Raw genomic sequence first — 16197 nt, 5'->3', positions numbered from 1 at the left:
TAGGAAGATTAATGCTTTAAAGTTTATTTAATGAAATTATGCTTTTTATTTTAAAACACTTATTTGTAGGAACTTATATGAAGTGTGTTTAGGTGTAAAATATCGGTATGCGATATCTATCTAAAATAAATCTAAAGGAGTGCAGTCTAGAAGTTGTTATGAAGAACGGTTCAATTTGAAGGTTTTGAATTAAACCCTTACATTAAATTAGGACTACATAACTCGATTCGTTTAAAATCAAGATAAAGAGCGAGCGAATATGATGTATTACATAAATAATCCTCGGGAAAATCTATGAGGATTATTTACGAAATACAATGATGAATAAATTATACGGTTTGAGGTTTTTTTCCAAAAGGGAGTTTTTTCCAATAATGTAAATTGGGTCGATCAGCAATCATTACAAACAAGGGAATTAAACCATGAGGTAATCTAATCAACATTTCCCAGGTCCATTGACTAAAAGAGTTCCATAAAAATTCAATATGAAAATGCCCGACGAGTCGAGCAATGGCAGTTAGTGATCCCCATACAAATGCATAGACCAATGCTGCATAGGATATTCTTGGGATGAAAATGGCAATAGCGACTACAAAATCTAGAATCCCTGCAATTTTTAACATCACGTGGGCACTAGGTTCACTAATAGGAAGAGTATTTAGTGTCATATCAATGAAACTACCTGGTCTGGGATAATATCCAACAGCATATAAACCATGGCAACTAAATGTAAGAGCAATAGCAATAAGTGCTATTACGCGTATCTTTTTAAATTCAATAGAGGTGAACAATACCATGTAAAGAAGTACTGGAGTAATAAATTGAATTGTATATTCAAAAAATTGTCCAACGTGTAAAAACTTCTCTTTACAATACAGGAGTGCTAAAATAAAAAAACCGATACTTCCGCCAAGTAAAAAGAGTTTACCTGCTTTTTTCATGTTGGGTTTTATCATTAAGGTAATGATAGCGCAAATGAGATAAAAGACACCTATCGTTTTTATAGAAAAAGAAATTGTATTAGCAGCAGAAAGGCTGGTTACATAATCGTTCCAGGTTACATCAAAAATATTTTCAACAACACTTTTTAAGATACTTTCATCCCATAAAAAAGTTCGATAAGGGGCATCCCATATAATGTGTTGGTAGGCTCTTCCTAAAAAAATAAGAAAAGTAGAAAGTTTTAAAATAGTGATTAACCTATGTTGTGAATCAGAGGATTGTATCATGAGTTTTGTGTGATAATTAATACTTTAAAAATATCGATTTATTCTGATTTAAACCACTCAATAGTCAACAAATTAATTGATATATATCATATTCTTGATTGATGAAATTGAAGAGTTGAATGATAACAAGATATTATTTTTGGAGGTCATTGTTTAATATTAATATATTGATAATAATAATTTTCAGTCTGCAATAATAATTACTTCAATTTCGGATTAAATATAAAATCAAAAAAGGATGAAAATCTTGATTATTGAAGATGAATCGATATTAGCTGAATCTATACTCCAGTACCTCAAAAATGAAGACTATTTATGCGAATGGGTTGACAACCTAAAACAAGCTAAAGAGAAAAGTTGGGATTATGAATATGACTGTCTTGTTATAGATATTAATTTACCCGATGGAAGTGGTCTTGAGGTAATAAAACAGGTAAAAAAAATGAATTCTGATATAGGAATCATTATTGTATCTGCAAGAAATGCTATGGATGCTAAAATTAAAGGCCTGGACTTAGGAGCTGATGATTACATGACCAAACCTTTTGACCTTCCTGAATTAAATGCGAGGATCAAAGCTATAGTAAGAAGAAAAAAATTTAATGCGCAAAATAGTATTACATACAATGAAATAGAGGTTTTTCCTTATGAGAAGTATGTAAAAGTAAATGATATGGTTTTAAAATTAACTAGAAAGGAGTATGATCTAATGCTTTTTTTTATATCAAACCCAGATAGAGTTATTCCCAAAGAATCCATAGCAGAACATCTATGGGGAGATCAAATGGATATGGCAGACTCTTTCGATTTTATTTACTCACATTTAAAAAATCTACGTAAAAAAATCAAAGAAAAGAGTAATAAGAATTATATCTTAACTGTATATGGATTAGGTTATAAACTCTCGGATCAATGAAATTATTAATCTTATCTAATCGATATTATTTTATAGGACTTCTAGTTATTTCGATTTTAGGAGAGATATTATCGTATTATATGATAAAATCTATTATAAATAGAGAATTTAACGAGCAATTATTTGCAGAAAAAGAGCAATTAATATACGAATTACGTGAATATGATAACCTATTAGAAACCTTATATTTAAATATAGGAGACCGTATTTCATTACAAAAAATGGATCATGATCCAAAAACAGAAACCCATATTAAGGATGTTAAAATATACGATTTCTATAAAAAAGAGGAAATAAGTTTTCGACAGATTGTGTTTTCGGATCAAGTTAAAGACGATTTTTATATTATTACGATTTCAAAATCTTTACTTTCTTCTGAAGATCTAATAAAACTAGTTACAGAAATTGTCGCATTGATAACATTTTTGTTTTTTATGACCATGTTTCTGTTAAGTAATATCATATCAAAGAAAGTATGGAAACCATTTTATGATACCCTTTCTTTGATAAAAAAACTTAACATCGTAAAACCACAATCTTTCTCTTTTAAGAAAACGAAAGTTCGAGAATTTCGAGAGTTAAATTCAACTATAGAAACAATAACCAATCAAATGGTTAAGGACTACAATAACTTAAAAGAATATACAGAAAATACTTCTCACGAAATCCAAACACCAATTGCGATTATCAAAAATAAAATAGAATTGATTATTCAGGGTAATGATTTTTCTAAAGATCAATTAATTGCTTTAAACCAAATTCATAAACTCATTATAAGACTATCCAAACTTAAGGACAACCTCTCATTATTGTCAAAAATTAGCAACAATCAATTTATTGATGTCGTCGATATAAATGTAGCAGATTATTTAAAAGAGATGATAAAAAGTGTCGAAGAGTTAATAGAAATGAAAAATATTGATGTCTCTTTTTATTTTAAAGAAGCTCCTATTATTCGACTTAATGAGACTTTGGCTTATTTGTTATTTATTAACCTAATAAGTAATGCGATAAAACACAATATAAACCACGGGAAAATAATTTTAGAACTTACTGGAGATTATGTTTTAATAAAGAATACTGGAGAACCTTTGCCAATAGCCCCTGAAAAATTGTTTGAACGATTTAAGAAGCATGGTGATAAGCATAACTCTACAGGTCTGGGGCTATCATTAATACAAAGTATCGTTAAATATTACAATTTCTCAATTACCTATACTAATAAAGAGGTATGGCATATTCTAAAATTAAAGTTTTAATTTTTGTTCCTATTCTATGTGAAGGTTTACTTCTTTTATGATATACTTTTTTATATCATCTGGTTTTAGAAATTGAATAAATAAACGATAGCGCCAGAATATATTTCTCATTACGGGGAAATAAAAATGGTATTTTATATCTGTAAGATGCAAATTTTAGTATGATTTATGTATTGTAGATGTGTTATTTTTATTAAAGTTTGACTTTTGAAAATTCTTCTATATTAGGCATGGAATAAGGTGATTAGGAAGAAATAGCGTTAAAATATTTCGAATGATTATTGTTTCTACAGATTCTCTTCAGAATCTTTATATAGTTTCACCTTGAAATTATAAGAATAGAAACCAACATTAACTATAATATTACATATCAAAAAATATTAGAAATCATGAAATCCCCAACAAAATATAATGCTATCAATTTTCTATGGATAATCCCATATATGAATTCCTACAAAAATACTCATATACAATTCAGTGAAAACATGTATAGAAAGAAAATAAACCTTTTAGGTAAATCAAAACGTCATAATGATCTTTCAGAAAATTTATATGGAGCTTAAACATATATTTTAATACACTAACATTATAATTCCAAAATTCATTTTTTATTCTCGTGGGTTATTTTTTCTCTTAAAATAGCTTACATGGGTTTCATATGTCCATCACTTAATTCAAATTAATTTGATTTAGAAAAATACACTAAAAAAAACCTTGACTTATTTATTATCAGCATAGCCTTATTAGTAATTATAATAATGGTATTGGTATCGTAAAGTTTTAATATTTTCTAATTAACCTATTGTGTTAATTGTCTTGTATTCAAGGTGTTTGATAGATAAAGTAATTTATAAAATTAATTAATATCACGAATTATCATACTTAAAACTCGAATTAAAATGAAAGCAATTAATGATTTAACTTTTGTAGAAAAACTAAAACACGATATTCCAGCGAGTATTGTTGTTTTTTTGGTAGCTATGCCTTTATGCCTGGGTATAGCCTTAGCATCTGGAGCACCACTTTTTTCAGGTATTATTGGCGGTATTATAGGAGGCATCGTAGTGGGATCACTTAGTGGTTCGTCTCTTGGAGTAAGTGGCCCTGCAGCAGGGTTAACAGTAATCGTATTAAACGGTATAACAGATTTAGGAGGGTTTCAGTTTTTTCTTGTTGCTCTGGTTATAGCCGGTATTTTACAAACAGCAATGGGATATTTAAAAGCTGGGGTGATAGCCTATTATTTCCCTTCTTCTGTAATTCATGGAATGCTTGCAGGTATTGGCTTAATTATTATAATAAAGCAATTTCCAAATATTTTTGGCTATATAGCCCCAGAGGGTGGCTTAGCTTCGCCAGAATCTTTTCTTGGGATATTTGACGTATTAAATTATGTGAGCCTGGGAGTAATTATTATTACCATGATATCTCTATTTATTTTGATATTCTGGGAAACTAAATTCATTAAGAATTTAAAGTATATATCCTCTGTTCCTGGACCTCTAGTTGCAGTAATAGTTGGAGTTCTATTAAACAAAGCATTTGCTGGAATCCCTTATCTGTCAATTGCCTCAGAACATGTGGTTTCATTACCAATAACAGATAGCCTAGATTCGTTTTTGGGTAATTTTACTGTTCCTGATTTTTCGGCTTTAGTAAACCCACAAATTTATATTACGGCTATTATCCTGGCGGTAGTAGGAAGCCTTGAAACTTTACTTAGTGTAGAAGCGATAGATAAGCAAGATAGCTTAAAGAGAATTACACCTACTAATAAAGAACTAAAAGCACAAGGAATCGGAAACATGATATCAGGATTAATAGGAGGATTACCTGTAACACAGGTGATTGTAAGAAGTTCTGTGAACCAACAATCTGGAGGTAAGACCAAAGCATCAGCGATTTTACATGGTGTACTATTATTAATAAGTGTTGTACTTATCCCAACGATATTAAATCTTATTCCTCTGGCAACATTGGCGGCTATACTACTTACCGTTGGTTATAAATTGGCAAAACCTGTACTGTTTAAAAAAATGCTTAAACAAGGACCTGAACAATTTGTTCCTTTTGTAGTTACTGTTGTAGGAATAGTTGCTACCGATTTATTAATGGGTATTGCAATGGGAATGATGGTTTCGGTTTTTTCAATATTACGCAACAATTACAAGGTTCCTTTTAAAGGAGATATGAAAAAAGCTGTAGTAGAAAAAGAAGGTAATTTTAAACTAGAGTTATCAGAGGATGTTACTTTTCTTAACAAAGCTTCAATTCAGAAATCATTAATGGAGATTCCTGAAAATACTTCTGTAGAAATATGTGCATTGAATTCGCACTTTCTTCACCCTGATGTTTTTGAAATTATAAAAGACTTTGAAGAAAATGCTAAAGAAAAAAATATTGATGTTTCATTAATTAATGTGCATCTGCATTGCCCAATAGAAAAAAATAAAAATAGAAAGAACAGAAGTAGTAGAAAAGAAAAAGAATTGGCAACGGCCTAACAAACTCATAAATTAAAAATAATGATAACACAAACTAAAAACTCACAGCAAAGCCTTACTTCAAGAGATGCATATAAAATTTTGAAAGAAGGTAATAAGAGGTTTCTACAAAATGTAAAAGCTCAGAGAAATCTTAAAGATCAAGTAGCAATAACTAGTGATGGGCAATATCCCTTTGCAGTAGTCTTAAGTTGTATTGATTCTAGAGTACCTGTAGAATTAATTTTCGATCTCGGGATAGGAGATATCTTCAGTACTAGGGTAGCGGGCAATATCGTTAATGAAGATGTACTTGGGTCTATGGAGTATGCTTGTAAAGTAGCTGGTTCTAAGATAGTAGTAGTTTTAGGACACACTCAATGTGGTGCAGTAAAAGCTGCATGTCAAAATGTCGAATTAGGTAATATAACTTCACTCTTAAGTAAGATTAAACCTGCAGTCGATAGTATTAAAGAAAAAGAGGAAATAAAAGGAGAGGCTATAGAAAAAGTAGCTGTTCAGAACATTCAACTATCTATACAAAGAATAAGAGAAGAAAGTATCATACTATCTCAGATGGAAAAATTAGGCGAGATCGCAATTGTAGGCGCTTTATATAACGTATCTACAGGGAAGGTCGAGTTTTATCTAGATCCTTTTAATCTTAAAAATTCTATGGAAGAAAAATTAGAGAAGTCAGTGAATTAAAAAAACTGACAACAAATAGATAAAGGGTGTTAATAAGATTCTTTTAGCATATACCCTTTTGAGAACTATCATGATAGGAGTTATTGTAGAGTGCCTCTCCTATATTCTTGATAATTCTCAAAGGTTGACTAACCATGTTTAGTAAAAGTATCTTATTCATGTTATTCTCATCATCTATTTATTGAATTCATTTTAAGCTTTTTAGATTTTACTTTATTCTACAATAATAGTTGCTAGGAGTATAAGGCGGTAGAGTATAACGAAAAGCTTAGATGTATTCTTTATTTAAAATCACATAAATCATTTCTAAAATTAATAATCAAATGAAAGAATCATTTTTAATAATATCTCTTTTGATAAACTCTTTTATTCTGATGGCTCAGGATGAAGCCATGATTGATATTGATAAGGAGACTTACGAAGAAAGGAATACAGAACATTTGGAAGAAGGGTGGTCTGTAGAAGGAAATATTTTTCCGGTAGTAGGACAAACAGCTTTTAATGACAACTGGATAGGAAGACAACCTGTTGATATGACTGTAGGGTTAACAGTATCCTCTGCCATTAACTATAAAAAAGAAAAAGTAATTATAGATAATGAAGTTGCTGCAGGTTACGGTATTGGTGCAACCAGATTAACAGATAATGATCGATCTATACGTAAGATTTCTGATCATTTTGAAGTTAACTCTATATTAGGAAGCAAAATTAGGAGATCTCAATTGTACTATTCTCTTGCGTTAAATTTTAAAACTCAATTTAATAGAGGATATCAATATAAAGAAGATGAATTGGGTAATGAAATAAAAACAGAAAGAACTCATTTTTTCTCTCCGGCAGATATAAAATTAGGCCCTGGAATATTGTATAAAAAAGAGGAACATTTTTTTGTTAATGTTTCTCCAGTAGCGGGTAGAGTAACGCTTGTAGATAGAACTTTTACAGAAGTAGATCCTTTGGATGAAGAAGCTCTAGAGCATTATGAAAACCATCGATATTATGGTGTAGAAGCTAATAAAAGTTCTCTTTGGGAATTTGGTACGGCAATACGTACTTTTTTAAAGTTTGATATTGTAAAAAATCTGTCTTTTAGTAACTCTTTAGAATTGTACTCTAATTATCTCGAAGCCCCTCAAAATGTAGACTTAGATTATACAGCCAATCTTTCGCTTGTAGTAGGTAAATATTTGTCTACTAGAGTGGTGTTTAGAATGGTATATGATGACGATGCTGTTGGGAATTTACAGATAAAGGAAGCATTTGGTATTGGTGCAAATTATCAATTTTAAAGCGATCAAATATATTGGTGATGACCAGTATACAAATAATGATACATATCAGATTAAAAATGTTTTACACTTATTAGAAACTTTTTGACTACGTATATGTTCAATTGTTACAGAGTATAGAGGTCATCACTTATACAACTATTGTATAAGTATAAGAGAGATGGATGAACTATGAAAATTTAAACTTTTAAAAATAGCAGTATGAGAGAGTAATTAGTATTGAAATAAGAGAAAAGCCAACTCCTTTGTTTATAATATAGGTTGTTATATAATAAAAAATAAAAATAAAGGTAGGGTATTTTGGATTAGACCTGTTTTAGAGAAATAAAACCTAAACCTAATATTGTGGCCAGCACTCTTTTCCCTTATAAACGATATTCTTTTATGAATTCGAATATTTTTAAAAAACTATCAAGTGATGTTTTACTTTTGATAGAAGAAACAAAAATTCCGATAACACTAAAAAAACGACAAGTCTTGTTTTATGAGGGCACTATTCCTAGTGGGATTTATGTCTTAAAAAAAGGAAAAATAAAAAAATATTCTACAGGATTAAGTAATAAAGAGCATATTTTTTCTTTAGTTAAAGAAAATGAAATTTTTGGTCATCATAATTTATTGTGCGATGAGGTTTATTCGTATTCAGTAGCATGCCTTACGGATTGCTTATTTTATTTAATTCCTAAAGAAGTTTTTCTCTCAATTATCGAAACTAATCATGAAATTCGCTATCTCTTTTTAAAAGATATGAGTCGTGAATTTGGAATGTTTATTAATAATTCTATGGTTATGGCTCAACATAGTGTTAGAGAAAGAACCGCATTGTCAATAATTAAATTAGAAAATTTTTTTGATGAAAACGGTAGTTTTAGTTTGTCCAGAAGAGATCATAGCAATATTGTTGGTACATCTATTGAATCTTTGGCTAGAGTTTTATATGATTTTAAAAAAGAGAAAATTATAGAAATTAAAGAGAAAACTATTAAAGTTATAGATATGAAAAAATTAATTGCAGCAACCAATTTTGTGTGATGTAGAGATGTCTAATATTATATAGTTCTTTACGTTTTTAAAACAACAGCTGCTCTTTTAAACATATTAAGTATGTTATCTTGTATCTGGCTAAATGATCTGTAGAAGCGATCATAAATAATTAGAGAAATTCAAACAGGGTGCATATAAAAGTTCTAGAGTAGTAACAGGCTTTAAATAAAAAAGCATTAGTTCTGGATGATTAAAGGTGAGGAGTCCCCAATACTTACCTAATCTAGGAGAAAAAGGTTGTCTTTATACTTTTAATAAGAAGGGCAGCCTTTTTTATTAAAGATTTGAATGAAAAAATGCAGTCAGGATTAAGGAAGATTTATATGTTTTACTTCATTCGTTTTGTTTGTGATTGATACCTGTAATGGGTGTTTTATATAATATATCAGTTATTTTTACGTTGATATGATATGTGAAAAATGTTAATTTTCAGTGTGTTGTATTTAATTTTTTGAACAGGAAATACTTAGTAATTATGCCCCCTACGATTAGCGCTATTTTCCCTAACAAGCAATATTCATTTATTCATGAATCGTTTTTACAATGTATTCCAAACGATGTATTAGAAATAATTGATGAAAAAAAGACAGTTCTTAAACTTAAAAAAAGCCAGGTATTATTTCATGAAGGAGCAATCCCAACTGCGGTATGTATATTGAAAGAAGGAAAAGTAAAAAACTATACTACAGGGTTAAATGGAAAAGAACATGTTTTTCATTTGGTAGGAGAAAATAGAATTCTTGGTCATCATAACATATTATGTGATGAAACCTATTCACATTCTGCTGCTTGTTTGACAGATTGCATATTTTATTTAATTCCTAAACACATTTTCTTTTCGATTATAGAAAATAATCGCGATCTGTTAGATCGCTTATTACAAAATATTGGTCATGAATTTGGGGTATTTGTAAATAATTCTAAGGTCATGGCCCAACATAGTGCTAGAGAAAGAATTGCATTGTCTATTATAAAATTAGAAGAATTCTTTAATGAAGGCGCGATAATGAATGGTGGAATTAAACTATCGAGAAAGGATCATAGTAATATAGTAGGAACATCTATTGAATCCTTGGTTAGAGTTTTACATGATTTTAAAGAAGAAAGGATTATTGAAATCAAAGAAAATGTGATGATCATTAAAGATATGGAAAAACTTATAGGTATCGCTAATGTGATATAGCTATGGTTAATTTCAGAATAATTGATACACTTTTCATGCCTTTTCAAATCATAATTATAGCTTAACGGTATAATTTTAACTAATTTTCCTATGCGTAGAGTTCTAGTTACGATTAATTTTAGGTATTAACATTTGTTATTAAATTGGTCTTGTCTGATTTTTACCGCTCTAAATGAATATACAATTAACGCGATCAAACCTAGTAAAGCACTAATAATGCCTGCTATGGTAATATATATAGCAGAATCAAAACTGGTTTCTACGCTTTTATATACTCCAGAAATTAGTGCAGAGACCACAAAACTGGCCACAGCGACATATAAGAAAACCATAGCACTGTTTAATAATTTAAGTTGCTTAAGCTTACGTTTTATGAGGGCTTCTTTGAGTGTTACTTCTACAATTAAAGTTTTAATCTCTGTACTGAGATTGACTAATAGATTAGAAGTAGATAATATCAAAAGCCCAATACCTGGTATTATAGTAGCCGGGATATACCAATGTTCCATAGTATTTAATTTTTATAGGCAGTAAATGCTTCTTCAAAAAAGGCAATAATTGTAGTTTTATTTACTCCAGAAATAGGTAGAACAGCGCCTTTAAACCCCTCATTATACCATTTTCCTGTTGTTAATGGTTTGAAATCAGAAGTATCCAGGCTATCATGACTTTGATACCCACTGATATAGAAATAATAATCATTGCACATCGTATCAGGAATGGCAAGTCCTAGACCTATGGCAAGGCCAGATTCGTCTTCTAATGAGGCAAAAGCTCCTGTGTCAAAGTGGTGAGGCCATATTCTAATCTCAGAATTTAATAGATTGTTTTGTAAAAATTCTTGGATTGCAGATTTAGATAATTTTCTAAATGCTACCAGTTCTCGTAATCTATCAGGATCTTTCAGTGTGTAGATGTAGTCATCTGTTATCGTATAAGGCAACTCATAATGCAGAGCATAGTTATATGGTGTATTGATATCACTATCTTTTGCCATACATCTTATCCATTGCAAAACTTCTGCATGCGAAGTACCATCTAATTGCAATGTCTTTGTTGAATTATGACTGTTCCACTCTAAAGCGAAAAGATTATAATTAAGAGACAGTATGTCTCTGGATGGATTAAGAGGTCTGGTATATAAAGTTCCTTTCTCTATAGAAAACCCCAGGTTAGTATGGCTATCATCATTTTTCTTTTTTAGAAAGCTAATCCCAGCAGCTGCCAGATATTGCGCTGCTAAATGCATTTGAGTGGTCATATTTTGTTGATTTATTAGTTTATCAGGTCAATTTGTTTTCAATACTTCAGAAATTTTCATTTTTGAAGCAAGGCCTATATCTACCATTTTATACTGGCGTTTTAATCTGTAATGTTTCAATTTTAGACAATACCAGCATAATTAATACCTGCTAATCGGTACATGTCATAATCATAAGTAGAGAGGTCATTATGATTAAATTTTGAAACATCATCATATCCACAAGCTCTTGCAATTACCTTTATAAGGTCATTGGTCGCATCAAAATAATTTTGTAATTGTTTAGCAGAAGATTCTATAATCATTCTGCTTCTTAAAGATTCTTTTTGGGTTGCAATTCCTACTGGGCAATTATTACTTCCGCAAGCACGCATCCCCAGGCATCCAATCGCCTGCAGTGCAGAATTAGATACAGCAATAGCATCTGCTCCCAACATCATTGCTTTTGCAAAATCTTCGGCAATACGAAGTCCTCCGGTAATGATTAACGTTACGTCGTTTGTGCCTACTTTATCTAGGTATTTTCGTGCTCTTGCGAGTGCAGGTATGGTAGGAACATTAATGTTATCACGCAAAATAGTAGGAGCAGAACCTGTTCCTCCACCACGACCATCTAGAATAATGTAATCTACACCTACATCTAATGCAAATTGTATATCTTTTTCGATATGACTGGCAGCAATCTTAAAACCGATTGGGATACCACCAGTTCGTTCACGCACCTGATCTGCAAAAGCTTTAAAATCTTGTATACCATGAAAATCAGGAAAGGTTGCAGGAGAGATTGCGGTTTGTCCTTTTTGTAATCCTCTAACTTCTGCAATCTCTTTACTTACTTTGCTTCCCGGGAGATGACCCCCTGTTCCTGTTTTGGCACCTTGTCCTCCTTTAAAATGAAAGGCCTGTACTTTATCTAGTTTATCCCATGAAAACCCGAATTGTGCTGAGGCTAATTCATAAAAATATTTTGTGTTGTTTTCCTGCTCTTTTGGTAGCATTCCACCTTCTCCCGAACAGATACCTGTTCCTGCCATTTCTGCTCCTCTGGATAATGCTATTTTTGCTTCTCGGGAAAGCGCTCCAAAGCTCATGTCACTTACAAATAATGGAATGTCAATAGATAAAGGTTTTTTAGCTTTAGGGCCAATAATTACTTTGGTAGCTACTTCTTCGTGATCTAATAAAGGTCTGTTGGCTAATTGAGCAGGTAAAAATTGGATGTCATTCCATTTTGGTAATGTATTTCGATCTACTCCCATTGATGCAGAGAATCCATGATGCCCTAGGTTTTTCAACCCATTTTTTGCTAATTCTTTGATGTAACCAGTATAAGGTTCAGTTTCTTCAGGATGGGTATCTGCATAAGCACCCAAATATTCTTCACGATTAAATGGTTGCGGGTGATCTTCAATATAGGAGTTGATCTCAATTTTATCTACATAGAGGTTATTCCCTTCAACTTTAGTGCTAAATTTATGTAAAACCTCACTATTATTATATTCAGAAACACCAGAATCGTATCGATAATCCCAACCATGTACTCCGCAGATGAGGTTATGTCCATCAATATGCCCATCTGCCATAAGCGCTCCTCTGTGTAAACATCTGCCGTATAATACAGAAATGTCATCATCATACTTTATAATGACCAAATCTAATCCATTAATCAGGGCATGAGCAGGTTCTTTATTTTCTAAATCACTAAGTTGTGCTATTATGACAGGTTGTTTCATCTATTTTTTTATTAGGTTAGGTAGAATTTATTTTGATCTTGATCAGAATAAATATTGTATTTGGTCTCAAAACTTTAGCAAGACTTTCACCTGTTCATAAAACTTGTTTTTATTTTTCAGATAAAACTGACTAATAATCACTTCGTTATTGGTGTTATACTATTTAAAAAAACAGACTTCATTTTAAAGTCAAATAAATCTCCATATAGACTATTAATAACTTGTGTTAACAATAAAATAGATTATTCTTCAAGCTTATTAAAGAGGTTAGCCTCATTAGAAAACTAATATCTGGATATATATTCAAGAGGGTGAATTATTAGTTAGTATTGTTAAAAATACTCAATTTTAAGAATACTACCGTATAATTGTTTTTGAAAATTATTTTGGATAAAATCTTATAATTTTATTGACTATCAGTAAAGTAAAAGGTGAGAGAGTGAGATTTTTGCGTAGTATCCTAATCAAATTATAATAGTTATTATTGTTCTCTCAAGATTAAGAATTCGTTATCAGCTCTCTTTGTTTCTGAAACATCCTTAACCATAGTTTTACAATTAATCAAAGCTATGGTAAATATTTCTTAAACTCCGTAGTTTTACAAATAGTAAAATATTATTCAATTTTGAATCATAAAATTTACTAATTGTAAAAAAATTGGAAAAAATCAAATTTTATAATCTGAAATTTATTTTACATGCCTGTATCGCTTCTTTTGGAGCATATTTTTGTATGTACGCCTTTAGAAAACCATTTAGTGTTGCGACTTTTGAGAATCTTTCTGTATTTAATATCGATTATAAGATTATACTGATCATTGCTCAAGTGTTGGGATATACCTTATCAAAGTTTTTTGGGATTAAAATAATTTCAGAATTAAAAACAGGGAAACGCGCATTTTATTTAATAGGACTAATTCTTTTGGCAGAAGTCGCATTACTATTTTTTGCAATACTTCCGAGACCCTACAATGTAATTTCTTTATTTTTTAATGGGTTACCGCTGGGAATGATATGGGGTATCGTGTTTTCTTATCTAGAAGGACGAAAATTTACTGAGATACTTGGAGTTGCACTATGTTCTAGTTTTATTGTGTCTAGTGGAATTGTAAAGTCTATTGGCTTATACCTTATGAATACCTGGGAGATCTCCCGGTTTTGGATGCCTGCAGCGACCGGAGCATTATTTATAGTCCCATTGTTATTTTTTGCATGGTTGTTAGAAAAACTACCTGGTACTACTGAAGAGGATAAGAGAATGCGTTCTGTACGTGTGCCAATGTCATCCAAAGATCGTAAACATCTATTGTTTTCTTTTTTCATACCAATTATAGGAATCGTAGTGTTTTATACGATCCTAACTGCATTTAGGGATTTTAGGGATAATTTTGCCCGAGAACTCTGGGATAGTATCGGTTATCAGGGAGACATATCGGTATATACCACCTCAGAAACTATCATTGCTATAGTAGTTTTATTAATCTTAGGAAGCACATTTTACATCAAAAACAATGCAAAAGCATTGTATATCTATCATCTTTTGATTTTAACAGGTATCCTGTGCATTGGAGTTTCTACACTTCTATTTCAGTTAGAGATATTGAACCCTTTTATCTGGATGGTGATTTGTGGTTTTGGACTTTACATTTGTTACGTTCCCTTTAATTGCTTGTTTTTTGATCGATTTATAGCAGCATTCAAAGTAAGAGGAAATGCAGGGTTTTTAATCTATATCGCAGATTCTTTTGGGTATTTAGGCAGTATATCTGCTTTATTATATAAAAATTTTGGACAAGCAAATTTAACATGGTTAGACTTTTTTATTTACGGAGCATACGCCGTAACAGTACTAGGGATATTCTGTATACTGGGATCGTTGCTTTATTTTAAAAATGCATATCAAACTCGATTAGAAACTATACAAACAGAATTACATTATGAAAAAATATGACCTCATTGTTATAGGAGGTGGAGTGCTGGGTACGTTTCATGCGTATCATGCACTACAAAATGGATTACAGGTAGCCTTGCTTGAGAAAAATAAAAGACCACAAGGAGCTACAACTCAAAATTTCGGACAAGTGGTCCCATCTGGGATGAATACCAAATGGCAGACCTATGGTAGAGAAAGTTTAAAAACCTACAAAGAGATTCAACAACGATTCGATATTACACTTCGAGAAAATGGATCCGTTTATCTTGCTTCAAATCCAGAAGAAGTACAACTTATCGAAGAATTACATCAAATTAACAAGAACAACCAATATGCCTCAGTAGTATTAACCAAAGAAGAATGCCTGAAAAAATATTCAGGATTGCGATCAGATTACATACTAGCGGGATTATTCTTTCCAGAGGAAGTTACTGTAGAATCTCGGGAAATGATCCATCGATTACAGGATTTTATGGTGAAACATATGAATCTGGCTTATTTCACAAATCAAAATATAATCTCCTGTGAAGAAACAAATACAGGAGTACGAGTTACCTCTTCTTCAGAAGAAATTTTTGAAGCAGAAAAAGTGATCATCTGTAACGGAAATGAGTTTAAAAACCTATATCCAAGGCTTTTTAATGAAAGTGATCTCGAAGTAACAAAATTACAAATGCTTAAAACTAAACCCCAATCAGCATATCAATTACCAGGAAATATTTTAACAGGCTGGTCTATTAGACGATATGAAGCATTTACCGAATGTGCCTCTTTTACAGAAGTTAAATCTCAAGAAGATCCAGATTCACTTCAGAAAAAATGGGGAATACATATATTGTTTAAACAGGCACCAGATGGATCAGTAATTATTGGAGATTCTCATACATATGCCGATGCAAAGCATATAGAAGATTTGGGGTATGATTTGGATATGAATATAGATGATTTTATGATTACCGAAGCCCAAAAAATCATTGATTTACCGACTTATGATATTCAACATCGATGGTATGGAATGTATTCTCAATGTAAAACAAAAGATATATTTCAGAAAACGATAGGTAGCAATATCCATATTATAACAGGGATAGGAGGTAAGGGAATGACAGGAAGTGCTGGCTTTTCAAAAGAAAATATCACAAGAATTTTTAATGTATAAA

The 16197-nt window shown here is 31.1% G+C and carries 14 protein-coding genes; 10 read left to right on the top strand and 4 right to left on the bottom strand.

Features of this window, described 5'->3' with window-relative positions; genetic code table 11:
- Positions 1 to 329: 329 nt before the first annotated feature.
- Positions 330 to 1229 (bottom strand): hypothetical protein, encoded by a 900-nt coding sequence (locus ATE84_RS24380; RefSeq protein WP_101450399.1) that lies wholly within the window; start codon positions 1227 to 1229, stop codon positions 330 to 332.
- A gap of 238 nt (positions 1230 to 1467) precedes the next feature.
- Between ATE84_RS24380 and ATE84_RS24375 the strand changes: the two genes are divergently transcribed.
- The 8 genes from ATE84_RS24375 to ATE84_RS24350 all read left to right on the top strand — a co-directional run bounded on the left by ATE84_RS24375 (position 1468) and on the right by ATE84_RS24350 (position 10111).
- Entirely contained in the window at positions 1468 to 2145 is a 678-nt protein-coding gene (locus ATE84_RS24375) for a response regulator transcription factor (protein WP_101450398.1), read from the top strand.
- Positions 2142 to 3404 (top strand): HAMP domain-containing sensor histidine kinase, encoded by a 1263-nt coding sequence (locus ATE84_RS24370; protein WP_101450397.1) that lies wholly within the window; start codon positions 2142 to 2144, stop codon positions 3402 to 3404. The genes ATE84_RS24375 and ATE84_RS24370 overlap by 4 nt, the downstream gene beginning before the upstream one ends.
- Positions 3405 to 3793: 389 nt before the next feature.
- Complete coding sequence (locus tag ATE84_RS26395; RefSeq protein WP_158237330.1) at positions 3794 to 3967, top strand: hypothetical protein; 174 nt, start codon at positions 3794 to 3796, stop codon at positions 3965 to 3967.
- A gap of 336 nt (positions 3968 to 4303) precedes the next feature.
- Positions 4304 to 5908 (top strand): SulP family inorganic anion transporter, encoded by a 1605-nt coding sequence (locus tag ATE84_RS24365; RefSeq protein ID WP_233195886.1) that lies wholly within the window; start codon positions 4304 to 4306, stop codon positions 5906 to 5908.
- A gap of 21 nt (positions 5909 to 5929) precedes the next feature.
- Complete coding sequence (locus tag ATE84_RS26495; RefSeq protein ID WP_199176908.1) at positions 5930 to 6595, top strand: carbonic anhydrase family protein; 666 nt, start codon at positions 5930 to 5932, stop codon at positions 6593 to 6595.
- A 323-nt stretch (positions 6596 to 6918) separates the two neighbouring features.
- Positions 6919 to 7884 carry a DUF3078 domain-containing protein gene (locus ATE84_RS24360; RefSeq protein ID WP_101450396.1) on the top strand — a complete coding sequence of 322 codons (966 nt, stop codon included), beginning with the start codon at positions 6919 to 6921 and terminating at the stop codon, positions 7882 to 7884.
- 384 nt (positions 7885 to 8268) lie between these two features.
- A complete protein-coding gene (locus ATE84_RS24355) occupies positions 8269 to 8916 on the top strand; it encodes a Crp/Fnr family transcriptional regulator (RefSeq protein ID WP_101450395.1) in 648 nt (215 codons plus the stop codon).
- Positions 8917 to 9403: 487 nt separating this feature from the next.
- Positions 9404 to 10111: a Crp/Fnr family transcriptional regulator gene (locus ATE84_RS24350; RefSeq protein ID WP_101450394.1), complete on the top strand. Its 708-nt coding sequence runs from the start codon at positions 9404 to 9406 to the stop codon at positions 10109 to 10111.
- 125 nt (positions 10112 to 10236) lie between these two features.
- On the opposite strand, the gene ATE84_RS24345 is transcribed toward ATE84_RS24350, so the two are convergent.
- The 3 genes from ATE84_RS24345 to ATE84_RS24335 all read right to left on the bottom strand — a co-directional run bounded on the left by ATE84_RS24345 (position 10237) and on the right by ATE84_RS24335 (position 13105).
- Positions 10237 to 10620, bottom strand: a complete 384-nt coding sequence (locus tag ATE84_RS24345) for a DUF2721 domain-containing protein (protein ID WP_101450393.1) — start codon at positions 10618 to 10620, stop codon at positions 10237 to 10239.
- Between the two features lie 5 nt (positions 10621 to 10625).
- On the bottom strand, positions 10626 to 11372 hold the full coding sequence (locus tag ATE84_RS24340; protein WP_101450392.1) for a hypothetical protein: 747 nt from the start codon (positions 11370 to 11372) through the stop codon (positions 10626 to 10628).
- A 122-nt stretch (positions 11373 to 11494) separates the two neighbouring features.
- Positions 11495 to 13105: a glutamate synthase-related protein gene (locus ATE84_RS24335; protein WP_101450391.1), complete on the bottom strand. Its 1611-nt coding sequence runs from the start codon at positions 13103 to 13105 to the stop codon at positions 11495 to 11497.
- A 657-nt stretch (positions 13106 to 13762) separates the two neighbouring features.
- On the opposite strand from ATE84_RS24335, the gene ATE84_RS24330 reads away from it, so the two are divergent.
- Together ATE84_RS24330 and ATE84_RS24325 are read left to right on the top strand one after the other, a co-directional pair.
- On the top strand, positions 13763 to 15055 hold the full coding sequence (locus tag ATE84_RS24330) for a DUF5690 family protein (RefSeq protein WP_369828555.1): 1293 nt from the start codon (positions 13763 to 13765) through the stop codon (positions 15053 to 15055).
- On the top strand, positions 15042 to 16196 hold the full coding sequence (locus ATE84_RS24325; RefSeq protein ID WP_369828554.1) for a TIGR03364 family FAD-dependent oxidoreductase: 1155 nt from the start codon (positions 15042 to 15044) through the stop codon (positions 16194 to 16196). The genes ATE84_RS24330 and ATE84_RS24325 overlap by 14 nt, the downstream gene beginning before the upstream one ends.
- The last annotated feature ends 1 nt before the right edge of the window (position 16197 follow it).

Origin of the sequence: Aquimarina sp. MAR_2010_214 (assembly GCF_002846555.1) — a bacterium.
Taxonomy (GTDB): domain Bacteria; phylum Bacteroidota; class Bacteroidia; order Flavobacteriales; family Flavobacteriaceae; genus Aquimarina.
The sequence above is the reverse complement of the archived record's forward strand: the minus strand, read 5'-3'. Positions and strand labels throughout refer to the sequence as shown.

Excerpts from the sequence above, each read along its gene's own strand:
- ATE84_RS24375 (WP_101450398.1), top strand. The coding sequence starts at position 1,468 with ATGAAAATCTTGATTATTGAAGATGAATCGATATTAGCTGAATCTATA.
- ATE84_RS24355 (WP_101450395.1), top strand. The coding sequence starts at position 8,269 with ATGAATTCGAATATTTTTAAAAAACTATCAAGTGATGTTTTACTTTTG.
- ATE84_RS24370 (WP_101450397.1), top strand. The coding sequence starts at position 2,142 with ATGAAATTATTAATCTTATCTAATCGATATTATTTTATAGGACTTCTA.
- ATE84_RS24345 (WP_101450393.1), bottom strand. The coding sequence starts at position 10,620 with ATGGAACATTGGTATATCCCGGCTACTATAATACCAGGTATTGGGCTT.
- ATE84_RS24360 (WP_101450396.1), top strand. The coding sequence starts at position 6,919 with ATGAAAGAATCATTTTTAATAATATCTCTTTTGATAAACTCTTTTATT.
- ATE84_RS24380 (WP_101450399.1), bottom strand. The coding sequence starts at position 1,229 with ATGATACAATCCTCTGATTCACAACATAGGTTAATCACTATTTTAAAA.
- ATE84_RS24335 (WP_101450391.1), bottom strand. The coding sequence starts at position 13,105 with ATGAAACAACCTGTCATAATAGCACAACTTAGTGATTTAGAAAATAAA.
- ATE84_RS26395 (WP_158237330.1), top strand. The coding sequence starts at position 3,794 with ATGAAATCCCCAACAAAATATAATGCTATCAATTTTCTATGGATAATC.
- ATE84_RS26495 (WP_199176908.1), top strand. The coding sequence starts at position 5,930 with ATGATAACACAAACTAAAAACTCACAGCAAAGCCTTACTTCAAGAGAT.
- ATE84_RS24340 (WP_101450392.1), bottom strand. The coding sequence starts at position 11,372 with ATGACCACTCAAATGCATTTAGCAGCGCAATATCTGGCAGCTGCTGGG.
- ATE84_RS24325 (WP_369828554.1), top strand. The coding sequence starts at position 15,042 with ATGAAAAAATATGACCTCATTGTTATAGGAGGTGGAGTGCTGGGTACG.
- ATE84_RS24350 (WP_101450394.1), top strand. The coding sequence starts at position 9,404 with ATGCCCCCTACGATTAGCGCTATTTTCCCTAACAAGCAATATTCATTT.
- ATE84_RS24365 (WP_233195886.1), top strand. The coding sequence starts at position 4,304 with ATGAAAGCAATTAATGATTTAACTTTTGTAGAAAAACTAAAACACGAT.